Origin of the sequence: Ignatzschineria larvae DSM 13226, from assembly GCF_038500265.1 — a bacterium.
Classification (GTDB): domain Bacteria; phylum Pseudomonadota; class Gammaproteobacteria; order Cardiobacteriales; family Wohlfahrtiimonadaceae; genus Ignatzschineria; species Ignatzschineria larvae.
In genome coordinates, this window is sequence record NZ_CP150637.1 from 321,460 (window position 1) to 341,524 (window position 20,065).

The window sequence follows — 20,065 nt, forward strand, 5'->3', positions numbered from 1 at the left end:
CCTATAAAATTATAAAAGATCGGAGATAAAACAGAGATGTCTCAAAAAAAGAATCAATATGCGGAACTACCCATTCTTGCACTGCGGGATTTAGTGGTATTTCCGGGAACTAAAACGCCATTATTAGTGGGGCGACCACTCTCTATCGGCGCTTTAGAGATGGCGGTTGAAGTCGATCATCGGGTGCTCTTAATGAGTTTAAAAGATCCTGATGATGAATCGATCACAATGGATTCGGTCTATCATACCGGCGTTGTGGTGCGTGTTGTATCGAGTAAACTCTCAAAAGGGGGCTCGTATCAAGTATCAGTCGAAGCGATTGAGCGTGTTAAATTAAAATCTACTAAAGCGCTCGTTTATGAAAATAGTGAAGGTTATGTTTATGATTTTGTGATGGGACAGTATGAACTTGCGCCTTTTGAAGATCATCTCTCATTAGCAGAGAAAGAGGTGTACGCCTTAACCTTTGAAAAATTGGTCAAAAAACTGTTAGAAAATGCGCAAATTAAACAATTAACGCCAGAATTGCTACTAGAAGATCGGACGCTCTATCCGCTTGTGATGAAGCTTGCCACAGAAATTCCGATGAGTGTGGAGAAAAAACAGGCGATTTTAGCAGAAGATGAGCTCGGTGGCGCGGCGGATGCGCTGATTCATAGTTTAACGGTGGAGCTGAATATTATCGACCTTCAGCGCCGTATTCACGGTTTAGTGCAGACGCAAATTAGCAAAAATCAGCGGGAATATTATCTCAATGAGCAGATCAAAGCGATTAATAAAGAGCTTGATGAACTGAGTGATTCGGGGCTTTCTGAATTAGAAGAGCTTGAGGAAAAAATTCGGGCCGCGAAGATGCCTCTTGAGGCCGAAGAGAAAGCCTTAAATGAAGTAAAACGTTTGAAATCGATGCCGACAATGTCCGCAGAAGGAACGGTTTCCCGCACTTATATCGATTGGTTACTCAAAATGCCTTGGAATGAGCGTTCTCGTTTGCGTTATGGTTTAGCAACGGCGAAGAAGACTTTAGATAAAGATCATTCCGGCTTAACGAAAGTCAAAGATCATATTCTCGATCATTTAGCGGTGATCAGTCATACCAAAAGTAAAAAAGGGGATATCCTCTGCTTTATTGGGCCGCCGGGAGTAGGTAAAACATCGCTCGCGCGTTCCATTGCCGAAGCGACAGGGCGGGAATTTATGCGTATGAGCTTAGGTGGAGTGAATGATGAAGCGGAAATTCGCGGTCATCGCCGAACCTATATCGGGGCAATGCCGGGGAAATTAGTCCAGCTTTTAACCAAGGCGAAGACAAAAAACCCTCTAATTCTGCTCGATGAGCTTGATAAAACAGGGAGTACCCATAAAGGAGATCCTGCGGATGCACTGTTAGAAGTGCTCGATCCTGAGCAAAATAGTAACTTCAATGATCATTATCTCGATGTGGATATCGATCTCTCTGAAGTGATGTTTATTGCCACTGCGAATAGCTACAATATTCCAGGCCCACTTCGGGATCGAATGGATATTATTGAGCTCTCAAGTTATACCGAGCTTGAAAAGCTAGCGATTGCTAAAGAGCACCTTGTACCGGAGTGTTATAGAGAGAATAAGCTCTCAAAAGAAGAGATTCGCTTTACAGATGAAGGGCTACTCTTTTTAATTAATCACTATACGAAAGAAGCCGGCGTTCGGAATTTAAATCGAGAGTTAAATACGATCTGCCGGAAGTTTATCAAAGAGCGCTTACTTGAAAAAGATAAAAATCGGCAAGGGGAAGTGATCACGCCTGAACGGATTAAACATTATCTTGGCGCCACTAAATATCGTCATGGAATTAAAGAAGAGGCTCATGAAATTGGTTATGTGAATGGCCTTGCTTGGACACAAGTAGGCGGTGATCTCTTAGGGATTGAAGTGCAATTAGTGCCGGGTAAAGGTGAACTAATCGCAACCGGCAGTCTTGGCGATGTGATGAAAGAGTCTGTGAGAACTGCACTAACAGTCATTCGTGCGCGTAGTAACCTCTATGGTTTGCCGGAAGATTTCTATAAAAAATGGGATATCCATGTTCATGCACCGGAAGGCGCGGTACCGAAAGATGGCCCAAGTGCGGGAGCTGCGATTACATTAGCGATTCTCTCGGCGCTTTTAGGGGTGCCGATCCGTTCAGATATTGCCATGACGGGAGAAATTACACTTCGAGGTCATGTTCTGATTATTGGTGGTCTAAAAGAGAAATTGATTGCGGCAGAACGTGCCGGCATTAAAACAGTATTAATTCCAGAAGAGAATCTCAAAGATTTAGAGGATGTACCTGATAATGTTTTAACAAAATTAGAGATAATTCCTGTGAAAACATTTGATGAAGTGGTCGATTATGCCTTGACTCAAGCACTTACAAGAGCGGATGATTGGGAACGTTTTAGTAGCTTTACCTTGATGAATGAAGATCAAGATAAGATCAAAAATAGTGCGAAAACACATTGAAATACTTGACTTGCGGGCTATACGGACGTATAAAACTATACAGAATTAACAAAGTTTGTTAATTTGATTAGACATAAGCACTAAAAATCGGTGCAAATCACATGTTTTATTAAAAAGTAGGAAAAATTTTATGAACAAAACTGAATTGATTGCTGCAGTAGCAGAAAAAACGGAAATGACGAAAGTAGCTTCTGCGAAAGCAGTTGAAGCAGTAATGGAAACAATTACTGAAGCGCTTGCAAAAGGCGATAGCGTCACTTTAATTGGTTTCGGTACTTTCACTGTGCGCGATCGTGCAGCTCGTGTTGGTCGTGACCCACGTAACCCTGAAAAAACTATTCAAATCAAAGCGTCACGTGTTCCAGCATTTAAAGCAGGTAAAGGATTACGTGAGTCTGTAAATAAGTAAGTTTGTTTCATACTTATCCAAAATTTAGAAGGTTTTAGTGCATCTGTACTAAAGCCTTTTTTCATGAGTCATTTATGGGTAACTTTTAGCATGAATTTCTTCTGTTTGTTGATAGTCTATTTTCTAGGATACAGCTATAATAGAGCGCTTTAATACTATTGATTTACACTATTGAATTTGGGAGTCAAGAATGCAAGAAGCACCTTCGATCACTTATGATCTCTTACAGTCACAATTTGAAGGGCTCAACTTAGCTGAAGCTCAGGGTATTTTAGTGGCGCTATTATGTGGAACTTCATTCGATCATTTCCAAGATTGGATGCAAGAGCTTCATCGTATTCAAGAGGGGGATCAACCACTTAACGAAGAGATTCTCAAAATTCTCTATGAAAAGACCATTGCTGAGATGGACTCAACAGAATTTAACTTGCGCCTATTAATCGCCGAAGAGGATCATCTTAAAGAGCGTATCGAGGGCTTTATTAGCTGGTGTTATGGTTTTAGTTATGGCTTTGGTTTATCGAGTGAGCTTTACAAAGGGCTTGATGAAGATGGTCGGGATTTTATTCGCTATGTACTTGAATTTTCTTCATTAGATATTGAAAATGTCATGAATGATATCGCAACAGAAGAAGATCGAATAGCGCTAGAAGAGCTCGTTGAGTTTGTTCGTGTAGGTGCATTAATGCTCTATTTTTCGTTAAAAGATCAACCTAAAGTCCATTAAATAATGGCTACAAAATGACCTATTCGATCTAATTTGTTAATTCAATATTATTTTATTAGGGTTGTTAATTTGATATTGTGACATTGTGTTATTTTATAGGCTGGACTAGTGAGAAGGATTCTATTTTGTGCAACTAATTGATTCCCATATTCATCTCAATTCCCCTCTGTATAAGAATTTATCAGAAGTGCTCTCAAAAGCACAATCGTTAGGTGTTAGTGGTTGGATTGTGCCAGGAACAGAGCTTGCGGATATTGAGATGCAGGTACTGCTTAAAGCAAGGTATCAAGGGATAGCGAATGGTTTCGGGGTGCATCCTTGGGAAGTATTAACTGTTTCTGATGGTTGGCAATCATTATTGGCCAATGCTTTGGCTCAACATCAAGCGATTGCGATTGGCGAGTGTGGGCTTGATTTTTCAACGGATGCACTTATTAGTCAAAAGGCTAGGCAATTGATGGTTTTTGAAGCGCAAGTTGAGTTAGCAGAATCATTGAATCTTCCGTTAATCATTCACTCTTATAAAGCGGTGGATCAGGTATTAAAGATTCTTCGGCGTTATCCTGCAGTGCGTGGCGTATTTCATAGCTTTAATGGGAGCTTACAGCAGCTCGAGCAGATTATCGATTTAGGGTATTATATTGGAATGGGTGGTGCGGTTACTTATCATCGAGCGAAACGGATGCAGCAAAATTTATTGCAGATTCCACTTTCTCGATTACTACTTGAAACTGATGGTCCTTATCAAGTAGGTGCTTACCGCACAAAAGGAGAGATTCATTATCCTGAAGATCTCTATCAAATTGCCCAATCAATTGCACAACAAAGATCGCTCACGCTTGAAGATCTTGCTAAGATAACCACAGAGAATGTAGTTCAACTATTTAATTTGGAGCTGTCATGACTATTAAAAAACCTGCAAAATTACCCCAATTACTCGGTATTGAGTATCCTATTGTGCAAGTACCGCTCTATCATGGGGATTCTACAGAATTAGTAGCCTCGATCTCTAATGAGGGTGGGCTTGGTATGATTGCAGGTGGATTGCTAACACCGGAAGCCTTGCAACATGAGATTGAAGCGGTGAGGGCATTAACGGAAAAGCCTTTTGGGGTGAATCTGCTGATTGCGAATAAGCATGAACTTGCCGAATCTCGTTATCAAGCGGCGATTAAAGCGATTGAAGGTTTTGCGGGTGCGGCGCAACTTGAAGTGGATGCGCTCAATACTGAGGCTTGGGAGCTATCTCCGATTGAGGATCTCATCGATATTTTGATTGAGATGGAAGTGGCTGTGGTAAGTTTCTCTTTTGGCATTCCTGATGAAACGAATATTGCACTTCTCAAAGATGCCGGCATTAAGATTATGGGGCATTCAACGCATATGGTTGAAGCGTTACTTTGGGAAGAGAGTGGTGTGGATATTCACTTATTGCAAGGGAGTGAATCAGGGGGAATGCGCGGTACTTTTATTGGTGATCCGCAGCAACATAGTTTCAGTGCTTCAACATTAGTGACACAAGCGAATCAAGTGCTTGAGCAGCCTTTTATTGTGTCTGGTGGTGTATATAATAAATCTTCTTTCGCTTCGTTGATTATCCAAGGAGCGGATGGTGTTGGGATTGGTACAGCTTTTATGTTAACGCCGGAGAGTGGCTTAACAGAGATAGAGGCGGATAAGATCTTATCAGGTAATGAATATGATACGATCTTAACAGCCCATTGGACCGGGATTATGGGGCGCTGTTTTAGTAATCAAGGAGCACAAGTGCTCAATCGAGTGAAGAAAACCACATTACCATTTCCTGAGCAACTCTTTTTAATTCATGCCGCAACCATTGATGAGTTAGAGTCTGGTAGCGAAAGCGAAGAGTTTCAACCGATTTGGGCAAGCGTCAATGCGCCATTTTGCCAACGTCTATCGGTAGGTGCTTTAATGGCATCCTTAGTGAATTAGGCGATATTTTATTTTATTAATCTCAACTGCGGGTGCTGGGTTTTGCTGGAATTGCAAGCATTCTCTCCCGCCGTAAGAGATATTTTATTTGAAATACATAAGATAGCTTCTCGCATTGCCGGGTCGAATGATCCCGTTCTTCTTATAATCGCACACCGGCAGTTGTAGCATCATTTAATGCCGGATATTTTGATGGTTATTACTTGCTAGTTGGCTGATGATCTTATTTCGTTATAGGAGGCTTTGAGCTTCTCAACTGCGGGCGCGTGATTTTGCTGGAATTGCAAGCATTCCCTCCCGCCGTAAGAGATCTTTTATTTGAAATAAATAAGATAGCTTCTCACATTGCCGGCTCGTTCTTCTTATAATCGTATGCCGGCAAATTAGTATATTTAAATACATTTAAAGACTATTCTGTCTTTTCTAAAAATTGGCATTGGTCATATACCACGCAAGCGCCACAGCGAGGTTTGCGGGCGACACAAGTATAGCGCCCATGAAGAATCAGCCAATGATGGGCATCTAATAGGAAAGGTTTAGGGATTCGTTTTAGCAATTCTTGTTCTACTTCTAGGACATCTTTGCCTGGCGCTAAACCGGTACGATTTGAGAGCCGAAAAATATGGGTATCTACTGCCATTGTAGGTTGCCTAAAAGCGGTATTGAGAATAACATTGGCTGTTTTTCGCCCAACGCCAGGAAGGGCTTCGAGGGCTTCTCGAGTATCGGGTACTTCGTTGTTGTATTGCGTAGCTAAAATATGGCAGGTCTGATAGAGATTTGCAGCCTTGCCATTATAGAGCCCTAAAGTTTTAATATAGTCTCGGATTTTCTCTTCCCCTAAGGCATACATCGTATCGGGCTTATTCGCAGCTTTAAAAAGATGAACGGTGGCTTTATTGACACCGACATCAGTGGATTGCGCTGACAGAAGTACGGCAACGAGTAATTCAAAGGTAGAACTATAATTAAGCTCAGTCGTTGGATGGGGATTTTCCCGTTGTAAGATCGTGAAAAAGGCCTCAATTTCATCTTTTGTCATCAATCTTTGATAAAGTTTTTGAGCTGTGGATTTTTTTACTGGCCGTTTTTTAGCGATAGTTTTCTTTGCGGTAGACTTTTTAGCAGAATCACTTTTAGTCGAAGAGGCTTTTTTAGTAGACCTTTTCGTTTTTGGGCTAGCTTCATTTTGAGTTGTTACTTTTTGAGTAGTCGATGACTTTTTTTCAGCGTCTGTCATAAAAGAGTATCCGATTGTTGAATGGTATGATTTATCTATGAGTGCTTTCTATTTTACAGTTTATTATTCACGAAAATTGATTGTTATGGATCTTAAGAACTTTTACTTTTAAATTCTTTGCGTGCCATTTGAATTAGATCGAGCATCTTGTTTTTAGATACTGGCTCAGCAAGCTTCTTCTCTTGCGGTGGCTGTGTATCAGTAATACTATTGCGAGCGGCTTCTCGTGCTTTTTTAGCATTAAAACGCCGGCGTGATTGCTCGGCACGTTGCTGTTCAAATTCAGTAAGCCCTATTTGATTTGCGGGAATAGTGACATTGAGCGGTTCAATGACAATACAGTTCAGTGGGCAAGGGGGGATGCAGAGTGCACACCCGGTGCATTCATCACGAATAACTGTATGCATTAATCGGCGCGCCCCCACGATAGCGTCCACCGGGCAGGCTAAAATACATTTCATACAACCAATGCAGTAATCTTCCTCAATTCGTACGACTTGTGGAGGGGTATATTCGCCGAGTGTTGTATCGAGGGGAATTTCCGGTTGATTGAGTAATTGACTCAGCGCACGAATCACTGCTTTACCGCCGGGAGGGCAGCGATTAATAGGGGCATTCTCAGTAATAATTGCGCTAGCATAAGCGTAGCAACCCTCATAGTCACACTGCTCACACTGTGTTTGTGGCAGAAGCTGATCTACTAACGCGATCTCTGTTTCAGTACTATTGGCCATATATCTCTATTGAATATTGTAATGGATATCCGATTGTTGCAAGGAGATGATTTCTCAGCTTTGATCGTAAGGACAATTCACATAATGGTGAATTGATTTAAACTCAAGATTATACCTTATTGCTTGGGATCTTGCTTCTATCGATCTTGTCGGTTTTATGATTCTTAATTGTAGACAATCAAAAAGGTTTTTATCAATATCTTAGAAAAAGCAGAAAAATCAGAAAAAACATTATAAAAGTGTAGATTTTGCGTACAATAGCGCAATGCTTGCTATGATTAAGAGAATCTGATGATCCATTAATATGAAATATGAAATGAGAAATATGGAATTAGAGATATCTTGTAGCAGATTTGAATCGTATATTTTATAGAGAGGAAATGTAGTGAGGATTTATCGTCAGTGATAATCAAACTATGTGGATCTCACCCTATCAATCTTATAAGCCCCATTAGGAGTTTACATGTTATTTGATCGTGTTAACCGATTAATCTTTTTCTGGTTAGGGGTTATTCTAACCGTCTATCTTATTCATCGGCTCTCTTCGGTTTTAATCCCTTTTCTAGTCGCTTTTGGTTTAGCCTATTTAGGGAATCCTTTGGTTTTAAAAATTGAATCGAAGCGTATCTCTCGAGTTTGGGCGGTGAGTATTGTTTTCGTTGGGTTATTTTTACTGCTATTGCTCATTTTACTGGTCGTTATTCCACAGGTCATTAATCAGATTTTAGTCTTCTTAGATAAAATTCCGACTTACTATCTTTGGCTTCAAGATAATGTCTTCCCCCGTCTAGAACATTATCTCTCACTTGAGAGCCTTGAGATGAATAAGGCCTCTGTACAGCGTGCTTTAAGTAAATCTCTGAATATTTTAGGAGAGATTACTTCGCGATTAGCCCCCTCTATTAGTGGCTTGATCTTGAGTCTCATCGGATTTATCGCAAGTTTAGTCTTGATACCGATGATTACTTTCTACTTAATGCGCGATTGGATGACGATTACGGAGAAGATGGAAACCTTAATTCCGCGTTCTATCTTTCCACAAACGATGGATTTCCTACATGAAGCGAACTTTATGCTCAGTAGCTTCCTGCGTGGACAATTAACCGTCATGTTCTGTTTGGCCTGTATTTATGGTATTGGTTTGAGCTTAATTGGCGTGGAATATAGCTTAGTCATAGGCTTAATTGCCGGTTTAATTAGTTTTATCCCTTACTTTGGCGCCACATCAGGCGTGATTATGGGCTTATTAGTGGCTTGGTTCCAATATGGAACATTAACGCATTTGATCCTCGTCGGTGTTGTCTTCGGTATTGGGCAATTGATGGAGAGCTTTGTTTTAACACCGATTTTGATTGGCGATAAACTAGGGATGCATCCGATTGCTGTAGTTTTTGCTTTAATGGTCGGCGGAAGCCTATTTGGCTTTGTAGGAATTCTGTTAGCGCTTCCTGTCTGCGCTGTCTTGATGGTTGCGCTTCGTCGTTTATATCATTGGTATCTTAATAGTGATTTCTATAAAGGAAAGCGGCAAGTATCGTAATAAAGGGATATGTCATACCGTAATATTAATAACGATATACGGATCGGAAGAAAGGGCGCTTAGCAGCGTCCTTTTTCTTTACTTACGCGAAAGTAACCATAAACATTAATAATCCATTCTGTATCTGTTTGGATTTCTTGATTATTAGAGTGATCTGAAGTGTTGGAACTATTTGAGATCTTAGCCGGTTGAGGGCAGAGTTTGATTCGACCATTCGGAAGTGATCGACCCATACCATAAGCGTATTCTCGCCTAGGGGCAATATTAATACCGCCGGCAATATTCACCGTGCTTTTAAGGATAAAATAGGGGGCAAGTTCATTAGGATTGACGGAGTGAATGATTGTGTCAGATGTGGGTATAAAGTTGGCCGTATCATCATAAAAGAGAATCCAGCCGAGCCAAGTTTCTGTTTGCGGACTCACACATTGATAGCCATTTTCAGTGCCACAGAGGGAGATAGGACGATGCTCTATAGAAGCAAGGCTTTTCGCTAACTGCAGATCTTGTGTCAGTAGGAATTGTAGCTTTTCAGCTTGCAGCGTGATTTTGAGATTGTGATACAGAGGCGTGGCAAATAGGGCAATCAAAGCGATTAACAGTAAGGTGATCAAACTCTCAATGAGTGAGATCCCTCGCTCGGAAGCGGTTTGGGAGATACTTGATACATTTTTGTTCCGGCACTGATGCACTTGAATGATCCTATTTGCCACGATCTAAGAGAGGAGAGTATGAGAAGGGGGGATATATGCAGAGATAATAGTTCTTTGATACATTTTTATTACTGAATATTCCCGTTTCTTACTACCTCTCTATTGATTCTCTCTTGCGAGATAACTTTATTTTGTGCTTTCTACCGGAACCGTAACCTCTTCGACTTCAAGAAAGAGGAGGTTATCGCGGTTTTTCTCTAACGTTTTAGCACCAATGCCTTTGACAGAGAGTAGATCTTCAGCGACTTTAAAAGGACCATTTTGCTCTCGATACTCAACAATTGCACCGGCTTTGACAGGACCTACATCCACTAAATTTTCCATAATGGTAGGGAGGTCTGCGGTATTGATATTAATCGGTGCTGCGAATGTTAATGTGCTTAAGGTTAAGGAACCAAGTGCTAGAGCGCCGATTGTGAATTTTACCAAGGCAGCTTTGATTGTTTTTACACGGTTAGTAATTGCTGTAGTAGTGATAGTTTTTGTAGTAGACATAGTCATAACAAACCTCATATTGATTAAAAATATCGAATATAGAAAAGAAGGTCACACGTTAAAATTCGTGTATCCCTTCGGCTAGGTGTTATAACTGTAGGCAACCATTTTTTATTTAGGGGAAAATGGTAGCAATTATTGCAGAAATTATTTTTAGGTGGCTTTTAATGAAATCATGATTTCAGCATATGCCTCATCTTGCTCAATAATAATAGATTGTTGTTTCGCTAACTCTAAGAGCGATAAGAAAGAGATAGTAATGCCGTAGCGTCCTTCGTGAGGATGAAAGAGCTCAGAGAATGCTATCGGTTTTTCGACTGATAAGTGTGTGATAATCTCCGCCATACGATCTGTAATAGAGATCTTTTCAGAGGCAACTTGATGTCTTTCTCGTAGCGCCGCTCGCGCAAGGAGCTTTTGTAATGCGGCAACAAGTTGTGATAATTCAACCGTAGGCGGTTCAGGTGTGATCTTAATGTCAGGTGTTCCTGGTGCAATCGGGAAAGTATCTCGATAGAAGAGAGGGCTTTTAGAGAGGGCAATAGCCACCTCTTTATATTGAGCATAGATCTGTAACCTGCGAATAAGTTCTTGGCGAGGATCAAGTTCCTCTTCATCAGGGTTGTCGGACTCTGGCATCGGCAGAAGAATGCGGGATTTAATCTCGGCAAGCCAAGCCGCCATTACAAGATATTCAGAGGCCAATTCAAAGCGCTCTTCCTCAAGATGGGTAATATACGCCATATATTGTGTTGTAATTTCGCGAATGGGAATATCGAGAATATCGAAGTTATTTTTACGAATGAGATGTAAGAGAAGATCAAGTGGTCCCTCAAACTCTTCTAACCAAATTTCAAAGGCATCGGGTGGAATAAAGAGATCTAAAGGCAGCTGTAGTTGCTCACCTTTAAAGAGAATGGTGCTATCCGTCTCACTCATATATTCAAATCTCCCGATATTTATGGTTTATTCAATTAATCAACAATCAATAACAAATAATGAAGAACAAGTAGTTAAGAACAAGTAATTAAGAACAAAGAATAAATTACAAGTAACAATCTCTGTGCGATCGTTACCTGCTTTTTATTATTTGTTTTCTAATGTTCGCCTGCTAGATTTATTAATTGCGCAATTACTCAATTAGATAAAGTTGCGCAAACCTACGGCATCTTTGAGTTTACGTAGCATTTCTCTGGCTGGAATACGGGCTTTTTCTGCGCCATGTTGCAGTGTTTCTTCAATCTGTTTGGGATTTTCCATAAGGGCGTAATATTTTTCGCGTGCTTCTTTGAGTTCATCATTGATGAGATTAAAGAGCATTTTTTTCGCCTCGCCCCAACCAATCCCATCTAAGAATGCTTGACGATACTCAGCTGTTTGCGCTTCCGTTGCAAAGGCTTTATAGATTTCAAAGAGATGCGCATCATCAGGATCTTTGGGAACTCCTGGTTCAAGAGAGTTAGTGACGATGCGGTTGATTGATTTTTGCAGCTGTTTTTCAGGTAAGAAGAGCGGGATTGTATTGTTATAAGATTTACTCATCTTCCGGCCATCAAGTCCTGGAAGAATCGCTGTCTCATCATCAATCACTTCTTGAGGCATCACGAAGAATTCTTGACCATAGATATGATTAAAGCGCTGCGCAATTTCCCGAGCGATCTCCACATGCTGACGCTGATCGCTACCAACGGGGACTAAATCTGCGTTAAAAGTGAGGATATCGGCGGCCATTAACACAGGATAAGAGAAGAGCCCCATTGTGATCCCTTTATCAGGATCATTCCCGGCGGCCATATTGTCATCCACTGCTGCTTTATAAGCATGAGCCCGATTCATTGTTCCCTTTGCGGTGACACAATTGAGAAGCCACGTGATTTGTGGAATCTCTTCAATATCCGATTGACGATAGAAGACTGCTTTATCCGTATCAAGACCAAGTGCCATCCAAGTGGCGGCGATCTCTAGGCGTGAACGATTCACTAATTCAGGATCTTGGCATTTAATTAACGAATGAAGATCCGCTAGGAAGAAGAAGGCTTGATCATGGGTTTTGCTTAGCTCAATGGCAGGGCGGATAGCGCCGGCGTAATTTCCAAGATGTGGTGTGCCTGTTGTACTAATACCTGTTAAAACCTTCTTCTGTGTCATGTCTAATCCTCTATTGAGTCGCCTAACGTCGGCGCATCATTAATAAATATATAAATTTGAATTATTTGAATTACAAACTCACACTCAGTGAGTGGTATAAATCTGTTTGATCGCTACATGCGTTTTATTCATTGTATCCGTTGAGTATTCGTTGATGCATCCTATTGAGCATCTAGCTGAATATCTGGTAATGGATGATTTTACCCATAGGCTATTGTAAGGGAATTGCACGATTTTATTAAGTATTTGCTTGAATCTCTTTAATGCAATACTTGTTTGCTGATCATTGTCGCGTTGTTGGTAATTTATTACTTAGTTTCTGTGATCCTGTTATATTCGAAAACAATTTTGATAATCTTTAAATTGAGGTTTAATCGCTTCGGGATATTCAACGTCATAGAGATAGAGCCCTTGCGGTGGTGCAGTAATTCCCCCTTGAGTGCGATCTAAACTCTCTAAAACGTGTTTCACATATTCCGGCGGTTCTTTACCGAGTCCGACTTCGAGTAGCGTCCCGACAATATTACGCACCATATTATGTAAAAAGGCATTGGCCTTGATTTCCATCTCAATATAGCGATCTTCTTTACGAAATTGGATATATTCAATAGTACGAATCGTGGTATGGGCTTGACAATCGGTAGAACGAAATGCCGAAAAATCGTGTTCCCCGATAAGATAATGGCTTCCGATATTCATTGCTTCAAGATCGAGTGCATGATAGCACCAATGGCTGTAAAAACGAGCGAGCGGGCTTCGTAAAGGATGATGATAAATACGATAGCGATAAGTGCGACTAATAGCACTAAAACGGGCATGGAAATCAGCATGGGCAGTTGCGATTCCTTTTACGGCACAATCATCAGGAAGATTAGAATTAACACCGAGCAACCAGGCGCGTTCCGTCCGTTTTGCGCTTGTTTCAAAATGAATCACTTGATTAAGCCCATGGACGCCAGCATCCGTGCGCCCCGCGCAGATGATTTTGACCTCTTCATTGGCAATAAAACTAATTGCACGTTCAAGCACCGCTTCCACAGATCGTACAGGCGGATTGAGCTGCTTCTGCCAACCTTTAAAATCTCGACCATCATACTCAATAAGGAGTGCATATTTATAACGAGGTGTGGCGATTGTCATGTCTTGTTGTGGCAGCTGCATATCTGTAGAGGTTGTCATTCGGATTATAAGTAGGGTATCAATAATGTTAGACGTAAGGGCTTAACAGATGAGGAATATTGAGTGCTTGATGCTCATTGATGATTGCTTTTCATTGCATGATTACGTTATTTCATGCGTTTTGAGTCAATAATCTTGAGCGCATTTTCCATGGCAATACGGAATTCAGGACCTTTTTTAAGGGCCAGGGTTACAAGGAGAATATCGACGATGGCGAGATCCGCTAGACGGGAAATCATTGGCATATATTCCGATGTATCTTCTTGTGTCCCGGATTCTAGAATCACAGTTGCATGGGAACTCAAGGGGGAACCTTTGGGGGCAAATGCAATGACTTTCGCGCCATTGGAAAGCGCTATATCGGCAGAATGGATAATATCTTGACTTTTACCTGTATGAGAGACAGCAATGAGCACATCTTCCGGGGTTAATAAGCTTGCGGCTAAGCTATGGACATGGTGATCATTGTAAGAAGAGACAGGGATTCCGACTCTAAGCAATTTTTGTTGAATGTCATTTGCAACAACACCAGAAACGCCGTGCCCAATACACATTACTTGATTTGCTTTTTCAAGTAGACTAATCGCTTGATCGAGATCTTCCTCTTTGAGGTAGTGCTTCATATTCAAAAGTGCGGCACTCGATTGATCGATTAGCTTATTAATAATACTTGAGGTAGAGTCATGGGGAGAGATACTGCCATGAACAAAGGGTACGCCTGCATTTAAACTTTGTGCCAAGAGTTGTTTAAAGATATGAAAACCATCATAATTGAGTGCATGGCAAAAGCGCATAATCGTCGGTTCTGAAACGCCGGCTTTTTCTGCAAGCGCGCTAATAGAGAGGTCTACCGTTTCATTCGGATGTGCCATCACCCAATCGGCGACTTTTGCTTCGGATTTACGAAGTTGATGGTAATGATTTTTAATATGGGATAGCATGAAACACCTCCAATCTAAAGATATCTTGGTAGAATATGTTGTAAACCTACCAACGTGGCGTAAGGGTGTGTAATAAGGTAAATCGGAATATTTTCAAGTAGAGATTCTACCTTTGCTTTATTGAGAAAAGCGGAATAGAAATCTGATTGTTGCAAGAACTCACCAAATCTCGGGGCAAATCCACCACCGATATAGATACCACCTGTAGCGCCGGTATTTAGAACCAGATTACTAGCCACATTGCCTAGCATCATACAGTAACGATTGAGTACTTGAATGGCAAAAGGGGATTGATTTTCACAAGCGGCTAACACAAGCGCTTCCGCTGTAGGTTCAAAATCAAGCGTTACCCCTTCAAGATCTGCCATAATCTTGGTAAGGCGTGTAATGCCTTTCTTACAACCTAAAATATCTTCGGTAATAATAGGGCGCCCGAGTTGATCCATTAATTGCTGCATAATGGCAATTTCAAAGAGATCTTGCGGTGCATAGAGAGAGTGCCCACCTTCTGAAGGAAAAGATTGCGTCTCACCATTGAGCGTGATCGCCATCGCTGTCCCAAAGCCTGTACCTGTTCCGATGACTATTTTGGCCTGAGGCATTAATGCAATAGAGAGGGGGTTGCTATTTGTGGTAAGTGGGAGGAGATCACTATCTGAGATATGATCGAGCGCCATAGAGAGTGCTTCAAAATCATTGAGAAAAACAACTTTAGTGTTGAGCTCATTAGCGATGGCTTGTTGACTAAAATCCCAATGAATATTGGTAAGATTCAGCTGATCTTGACTGATCGGTGCGGCAACGGCGATGAGTACAAGATTGGGCATCATAAGTGCTTGTTCAGTAAGATAAGCATTAATAACCATAGCCGGTGAGTCAAACTGATTTGAGGCATAGGTTTTCACATGGCGAATGGCTTGATATTCATCAAGTAGAGCTACTCGAGAATAGGTTGCGCCCATATCTGCGATAATCACTTCTAATGGTTTATGCTTCATGATGAGAAATCCAACTTCCTAAATAGTCTAATGCTTCATTAAGACCAATCTCCGGTTTGGTGGATGAGAATAGTTGTACGGTAATAGGCGTTGTAAAGTCTGCTTCTAACGATTTACGTACTTTAAAGAGGGTATTATTCGCTTCACTCTTGCTCAATTTATCGGCTTTAGTGAGCAAAATATGGGTGGGTAGCTCTTGAAATTCACACCAGTGAAGCATCTGCCGGTCGAGATCTGTAAGCGGATGGCGTGAATCCATCAACATAATCAGCCCATCTAATGTGGTACGTGTTTCAAAATAGCCTTGAAGAATCTTCTGCCAATGTTCCCGCATTGGAAGAGGGACTTTAGCGTAACCATAACCCGGGAGATCCACTAAGTAGAGTCCCTCTTGAATGGTAAAGTAGTTAATAAGCTGCGTTCGTCCCGGCGTTTTACTCGTTCTTGCGAGGTTTTTTTGACCTGTTAAGAGATTCAGCGCGCTCGATTTACCAGCATTTGAGCGTCCCGCAAAGGCAATTTCACCGATACTATCTTCAGGCAGTTGATTTAAGCCATTTGCGCTCGTGGCAAAAGTAGTCTTTCGCAGTAAATTCCGAATCGGTTGCATAACGTGGCTTATCCTCTCATGATTGTAATTGTAACGGCATATTTTACCCTTAAATGGGCTAAATTGCATTAAAAGGCAAAAGATAAGACCGAATCAAGGATTCTCTATTCCTCTTTTCTTTAGTTATACAATGATTTCATTCTGTATCATTTATCACTGATTAAATGGTCTTTTGTCATTGAGACTGAAACGGAAATGACTTTAACGAATTTTAACGGATTTTAATAAATTACTGGGTTTTATTTATTCAGTTTTATCTCTTGATGCGCTAGTAAGTATTATCTCCTTTTGATCAACTCGTGCAATGGTGAGTTCTCCTTCCCAAACACAGCCCGAATCAAGGCAATGGGTATTGTTTTCATGATGAATACCAAGTGAAGCCCAATGGCCATAGAAGATTTGGGTATCTCGATCGAGTGCTCGATTAAATTTAAACCAAGGAAGCATTTGGGTTGCATCATACTCTTCACGCTTATTATCAAAATCGAGGGATTGATCGAGATTGAGATAACGCATTCTTGTGAAATAGTTGATGATCGCTCGAATACGATCTACCCCTTCAAGTGCTGGTGACCAAGCCGTAGGATGATTGCCAAACATCTCAGCAATCAATTTTTTGTAGGTTTTTTTCTTTTCCGTTGCGAGCAGTTCTGACACTTCTTGATTGAGCTTCATCGCTTCATCAAGAGACCAAAAAGGCGGAATACCGGCATGGGCAATGGCGATATTGAGTGCTGGGATTGTTCGCATTAGGGGTTGATTGCGAAGATATTGTTTGATGACTTTCGCATCACTACTTTTTGCAATAACGTCATAGGTATCTCCTTTGCGTAGCTTTGTCTCACCTTCTGCATAGACAAGGTAAGAGAGATCATGATTGCCAAGTACAGGGAAGATGGAGTCTTGATGGGCGAGGAGATATTGCATCACTTCAAGAGATTTAGGGCCACGGTTAATAAGATCTCCGACAAGATAGAGCTGATCTGTTTGATGATTAAATGCGACTTTCGCGAGTAGCATTTCAAACTCTTCGAAACAGCCGTGAATATCGCCCATAATATAGATTGCCATCGTTTCCCAATCCCTTTTAAGTTATTTTGTTATAGTTTCTGTTTTAAATCGAGTCGCATTGAGTCGCAGATTACTGCTTATCAATGTAGTGCATCATAGCAATCAGTCCTTCGACTTCTGCTGTAGCCGCCCATGGATAATTGACAATACGACCCAAATCGATTACTTCTTTAGGTGTCTCTTTTAGATAATCTAAAACGGAGGCTTCATTTTCTCCATTAAGTAATGCTTGTGCGACTTCAAAGTAGGGAACGCCGCGCTCAGGATCTTCAGTGATATTAAAGAAATAGATCAGATCAAAAATTGCAGGTAATGAGTAGTAATGTGGCATGAAGCGGTTTTTGGTAATACTATAATTGATATTACCAAGCGCTGCGTTATAGTAATGTAATGCATCATCATAATTTTTCAGTTGTAGATAAGTCCAACCTAACATCGATTGTGTACGGCCAAGATTATAGTAATCTATGGTTTCCGCCTCTTCGTGGGCTCTGAGTTTAAATAGAAGAATCTCTTCGGCTTTCTGATATTCTCTAAATTTAAGATAAAACGCTGCATAATTTTCAAGCGCTAAAATAGTGCGTATATCATTAGTAGTGAGATATTCAAGATCAAGTGCAAGTGCCGCTTGATAATTAGAATCAGCATTTTCGAAATCGTCGACAGCTTCATAATAGATCGCAAGATTACGTAGCACCATAGTGTACTGTGGTGAGTATGTATATTTTTCAAGGATCTGCTTGGCTCTGGTAAGAAGCTCGTAAATTACGATTCGCTCAGTTGTGACATCAAAGGTTAATACTAATTTGATGAGAATATCGGCAATCTCCATATCAAAACCCACGTGGGTTTCATAAATATCAAGTGCGTTGGTATATTGGAAACGTGCTAAATACGGGTTCTCTTCCAGGTCCGCAAGTTTTACTAAGGCTTTGGCATAAATTGGGGAGTTTTTATCTTTTGCACCAATGCGAACTGCTTGAATATAGTATTGTCGGCCTTTGACGACATCATCCGCTAATATGTAGTAATCTCCAGTCGTTAGTAGTTGTTCAATCTGTTGATTGGTGGAGAGGTCTTCAAATTCGGCAGAGCTCAAAGCTTCTTCTAATTGGAGATCTTGCACATATGGGTAAGCTTGAGATTCTAAGGAGAGAACGTCGTCCTCGTCAAGTGTTTGGTAGTGTTGTTGATAATTTTGGTAACTATCAAAATAGCTTTCGGTTAATTCTGTTTCTAAACCAGCATCTTCATCGATAGTTCCTTCCATAGCCTCATCATTCATCTCATCATTAAAACTTAATGAATGATCAATCTTATCTACTAATTTTATGATCGATAAGTCACTTTCATGGTTATCATTCACGTCATGATTTTCTTTATAAGATTTAGAGAGCGGGGCTTCAATCACACTTTTTTTATGATGCGGGAAGAGTGCATAGAGTAGATAATGGTTGATAAATTCATCGGTTTGTTCAACTGTGGCATTCTTCTCCGAATCCATTGTTGAATTTATATTTGAATCCGCATCTGTGATCGGCAAAGGCGCATCTTGTTTTATCGATTCTGTTGATTTTACTAAGGAATTCTCATCTGCAAGATTTTCTGTAATGAGGTCGCCTTTATTAGGGATCTCTTCGTTTAAGTTTGCACTATAAATCTGGATAGATTCAGCGGTATTTGAAGCAGTTGTAGCATTGATCGTCAAAGTTTCTGTTTTATCGATCTCGGCACTCTCGACAATATTACGCGCTACCGGTTCTCTTAATAGAGACTCTTTATTTGCAACTATCTCTGTAGATAGATCGGGCGCATCATTGCTTTTAGTATCGTTAGATGTCTCTACAACCGGTGTTGCGATTGAAAGTATCTCGATAGGAGTATCGGTTATAGCTATTTCAGAGGTAACAGGTGTTGATTCTGTTGTGTTTGCATTTGCCGTTGTCTGGATCGGCACAGAGAGTAATTCGATAGTCTCATCGATCGGGGTTTCATGTTGTGAAATTAGATCTGTAATTGTGTCGTGGAGGAACTCATTATTCACAATCTCTTGGGCTGTGAGTTTTGGTGACATGACCTGTTCTTCTTGTAATTGTTCCCAATAAGAGAAGACAAGCGGTGAATAGAGAACGATCGGGCTACGCGCGAAATCATATATATAGTCATTCTGATCTCTATTTTGTGGTAATTTATTTTCAGACCCCTCATTTTTAGCCCCATCATCGTTAGATAAGGCATTACTAGGAGAGATGTTGCTAATATCAGAACCATCCGTTGTGCCGTTCTCAGTGATAGATTGAGATTGTAACGTTAATGGCGGAATCTCTAAAGTGGCTTCTTGGGAAGAGTATTTTGAGGGTATTTCAGCTGCTTTTTGTTGTTTGGCCTGATAAGCAGTGAACGTTTTCGAGATAATAGGAAGTGCTACGTGCAATTCAGATGTACGTGCACCGCTAGCTGCTGTGGTTAATGCAAGAATCATCAATAACGCAAAAAGAAGATAGTCACGAACGAGGAATAGCGAATGGCGTAATCTTAGTAGTAGATATCTATTCATTAAAGTCTCTGATCGAAAAGGGGGAAGGTATTGAAATGCCGAAAGACTTTGCCATTGTACTACAAATTATAAGGGCAAGAAAATCAGTAAAGAAAATCAGTGAAAAAACGGGATGTAGGATCATTCAATCTCTTCAAAATATCGATATGAATGCCCCTATTTTGAAATGTTTTTGGAAATATAAAACTCAATACTCGCAATGTTGCAGGTATAGTAAGTTTGGTTTAAGAAAAATGGTTTTAAACAACACTTGCAAGATG

Annotated in this window: 18 protein-coding genes; 6 read left to right on the forward strand and 12 right to left on the reverse strand. The window is 40.7% G+C overall.

Translation table 11 applies throughout. The annotated features are described in order from the left end of the window. The first annotated feature begins 36 nt into the window (after positions 1 to 36). From lon to WMO13_RS01455, 5 genes are all read left to right on the forward strand, one after another. Positions 37 to 2,487 carry an endopeptidase La gene (gene lon, locus WMO13_RS01435; RefSeq protein WP_051396095.1) on the forward strand — a complete coding sequence of 817 codons (2,451 nt, stop codon included), beginning with the start codon at positions 37 to 39 and terminating at the stop codon, positions 2,485 to 2,487. Positions 2,488 to 2,617: 130 nt separating this feature from the next. After that, a complete protein-coding gene (locus WMO13_RS01440; protein WP_026878398.1) occupies positions 2,618 to 2,896 on the forward strand; it encodes an HU family DNA-binding protein in 279 nt (92 codons plus the stop codon). Between the two features lie 190 nt (positions 2,897 to 3,086). Next, positions 3,087 to 3,623 (forward strand): YecA family protein, encoded by a 537-nt coding sequence (locus WMO13_RS01445; protein ID WP_026878399.1) that lies wholly within the window; start codon positions 3,087 to 3,089, stop codon positions 3,621 to 3,623. A 127-nt stretch (positions 3,624 to 3,750) separates the two neighbouring features. Continuing rightward, positions 3,751 to 4,527, forward strand: a complete 777-nt coding sequence (locus WMO13_RS01450; RefSeq protein ID WP_026878400.1) for a TatD family hydrolase — start codon at positions 3,751 to 3,753, stop codon at positions 4,525 to 4,527. Then, positions 4,524 to 5,579, forward strand: a complete 1,056-nt coding sequence (locus WMO13_RS01455) for a nitronate monooxygenase (RefSeq protein ID WP_026878401.1) — start codon at positions 4,524 to 4,526, stop codon at positions 5,577 to 5,579. The genes WMO13_RS01450 and WMO13_RS01455 overlap by 4 nt, the downstream gene beginning before the upstream one ends. A gap of 409 nt (positions 5,580 to 5,988) precedes the next feature. Here WMO13_RS01455 and nth read toward each other — a convergent pair whose 3' ends face one another. Continuing rightward, positions 5,989 to 6,621, reverse strand: coding sequence for an endonuclease III (nth, locus tag WMO13_RS01460; protein WP_026878402.1), 633 nt, complete (start codon positions 6,619 to 6,621; stop codon positions 5,989 to 5,991). A gap of 290 nt (positions 6,622 to 6,911) precedes the next feature. Further along, the gene (locus WMO13_RS01465) at positions 6,912 to 7,553 is read right to left on the reverse strand and encodes an RnfABCDGE type electron transport complex subunit B (RefSeq protein ID WP_026878403.1); all 642 of its coding nucleotides are present in this window, start codon (positions 7,551 to 7,553) and stop codon (positions 6,912 to 6,914) included. A 463-nt stretch (positions 7,554 to 8,016) separates the two neighbouring features. On the opposite strand from WMO13_RS01465, the gene WMO13_RS01470 reads away from it, so the two are divergent. Beyond that, positions 8,017 to 9,093: an AI-2E family transporter gene (locus tag WMO13_RS01470; protein ID WP_034855269.1), complete on the forward strand. Its 1,077-nt coding sequence runs from the start codon at positions 8,017 to 8,019 to the stop codon at positions 9,091 to 9,093. 59 nt (positions 9,094 to 9,152) lie between these two features. Here WMO13_RS01470 and WMO13_RS01475 read toward each other — a convergent pair whose 3' ends face one another. The 10 genes from WMO13_RS01475 to WMO13_RS01520 form a co-directional block, all read right to left on the reverse strand. Beyond that, positions 9,153 to 9,785, reverse strand: coding sequence for a GspH/FimT family protein (locus WMO13_RS01475; RefSeq protein ID WP_051396096.1), 633 nt, complete (start codon positions 9,783 to 9,785; stop codon positions 9,153 to 9,155). 147 nt (positions 9,786 to 9,932) lie between these two features. Further along, positions 9,933 to 10,301, reverse strand: a complete 369-nt coding sequence (locus tag WMO13_RS01480) for a ComEA family DNA-binding protein (RefSeq protein ID WP_084331422.1) — start codon at positions 10,299 to 10,301, stop codon at positions 9,933 to 9,935. Positions 10,302 to 10,454: 153 nt separating this feature from the next. Next, positions 10,455 to 11,240 (reverse strand): segregation and condensation protein A, encoded by a 786-nt coding sequence (locus WMO13_RS01485; protein ID WP_026878405.1) that lies wholly within the window; start codon positions 11,238 to 11,240, stop codon positions 10,455 to 10,457. A gap of 201 nt (positions 11,241 to 11,441) precedes the next feature. Beyond that, positions 11,442 to 12,449, reverse strand: coding sequence for a tryptophan--tRNA ligase (trpS, locus tag WMO13_RS01490; protein ID WP_026878406.1), 1,008 nt, complete (start codon positions 12,447 to 12,449; stop codon positions 11,442 to 11,444). Between the two features lie 330 nt (positions 12,450 to 12,779). After that, positions 12,780 to 13,628 (reverse strand): tRNA pseudouridine(38-40) synthase TruA, encoded by an 849-nt coding sequence (gene truA, locus WMO13_RS01495; RefSeq protein WP_245601138.1) that lies wholly within the window; start codon positions 13,626 to 13,628, stop codon positions 12,780 to 12,782. 107 nt (positions 13,629 to 13,735) lie between these two features. Then, a complete protein-coding gene (locus WMO13_RS01500; RefSeq protein ID WP_026878408.1) occupies positions 13,736 to 14,569 on the reverse strand; it encodes a MurR/RpiR family transcriptional regulator in 834 nt (277 codons plus the stop codon). Between the two features lie 14 nt (positions 14,570 to 14,583). Next, positions 14,584 to 15,567 carry a glucokinase gene (locus tag WMO13_RS01505; RefSeq protein WP_026878409.1) on the reverse strand — a complete coding sequence of 328 codons (984 nt, stop codon included), beginning with the start codon at positions 15,565 to 15,567 and terminating at the stop codon, positions 14,584 to 14,586. After that, the gene (yihA, locus tag WMO13_RS01510) at positions 15,557 to 16,177 is read right to left on the reverse strand and encodes a ribosome biogenesis GTP-binding protein YihA/YsxC (protein WP_211240385.1); all 621 of its coding nucleotides are present in this window, start codon (positions 16,175 to 16,177) and stop codon (positions 15,557 to 15,559) included. The genes WMO13_RS01505 and yihA overlap by 11 nt, the downstream gene beginning before the upstream one ends. Positions 16,178 to 16,420: 243 nt before the next feature. Beyond that, positions 16,421 to 17,248, reverse strand: a complete 828-nt coding sequence (locus tag WMO13_RS01515) for a symmetrical bis(5'-nucleosyl)-tetraphosphatase (RefSeq protein WP_026878411.1) — start codon at positions 17,246 to 17,248, stop codon at positions 16,421 to 16,423. Positions 17,249 to 17,318: 70 nt separating this feature from the next. Further along, positions 17,319 to 19,805 (reverse strand): tetratricopeptide repeat protein, encoded by a 2,487-nt coding sequence (locus WMO13_RS01520; protein ID WP_026878412.1) that lies wholly within the window; start codon positions 19,803 to 19,805, stop codon positions 17,319 to 17,321. Between the last annotated feature and the right edge of the window lie 260 nt (positions 19,806 to 20,065).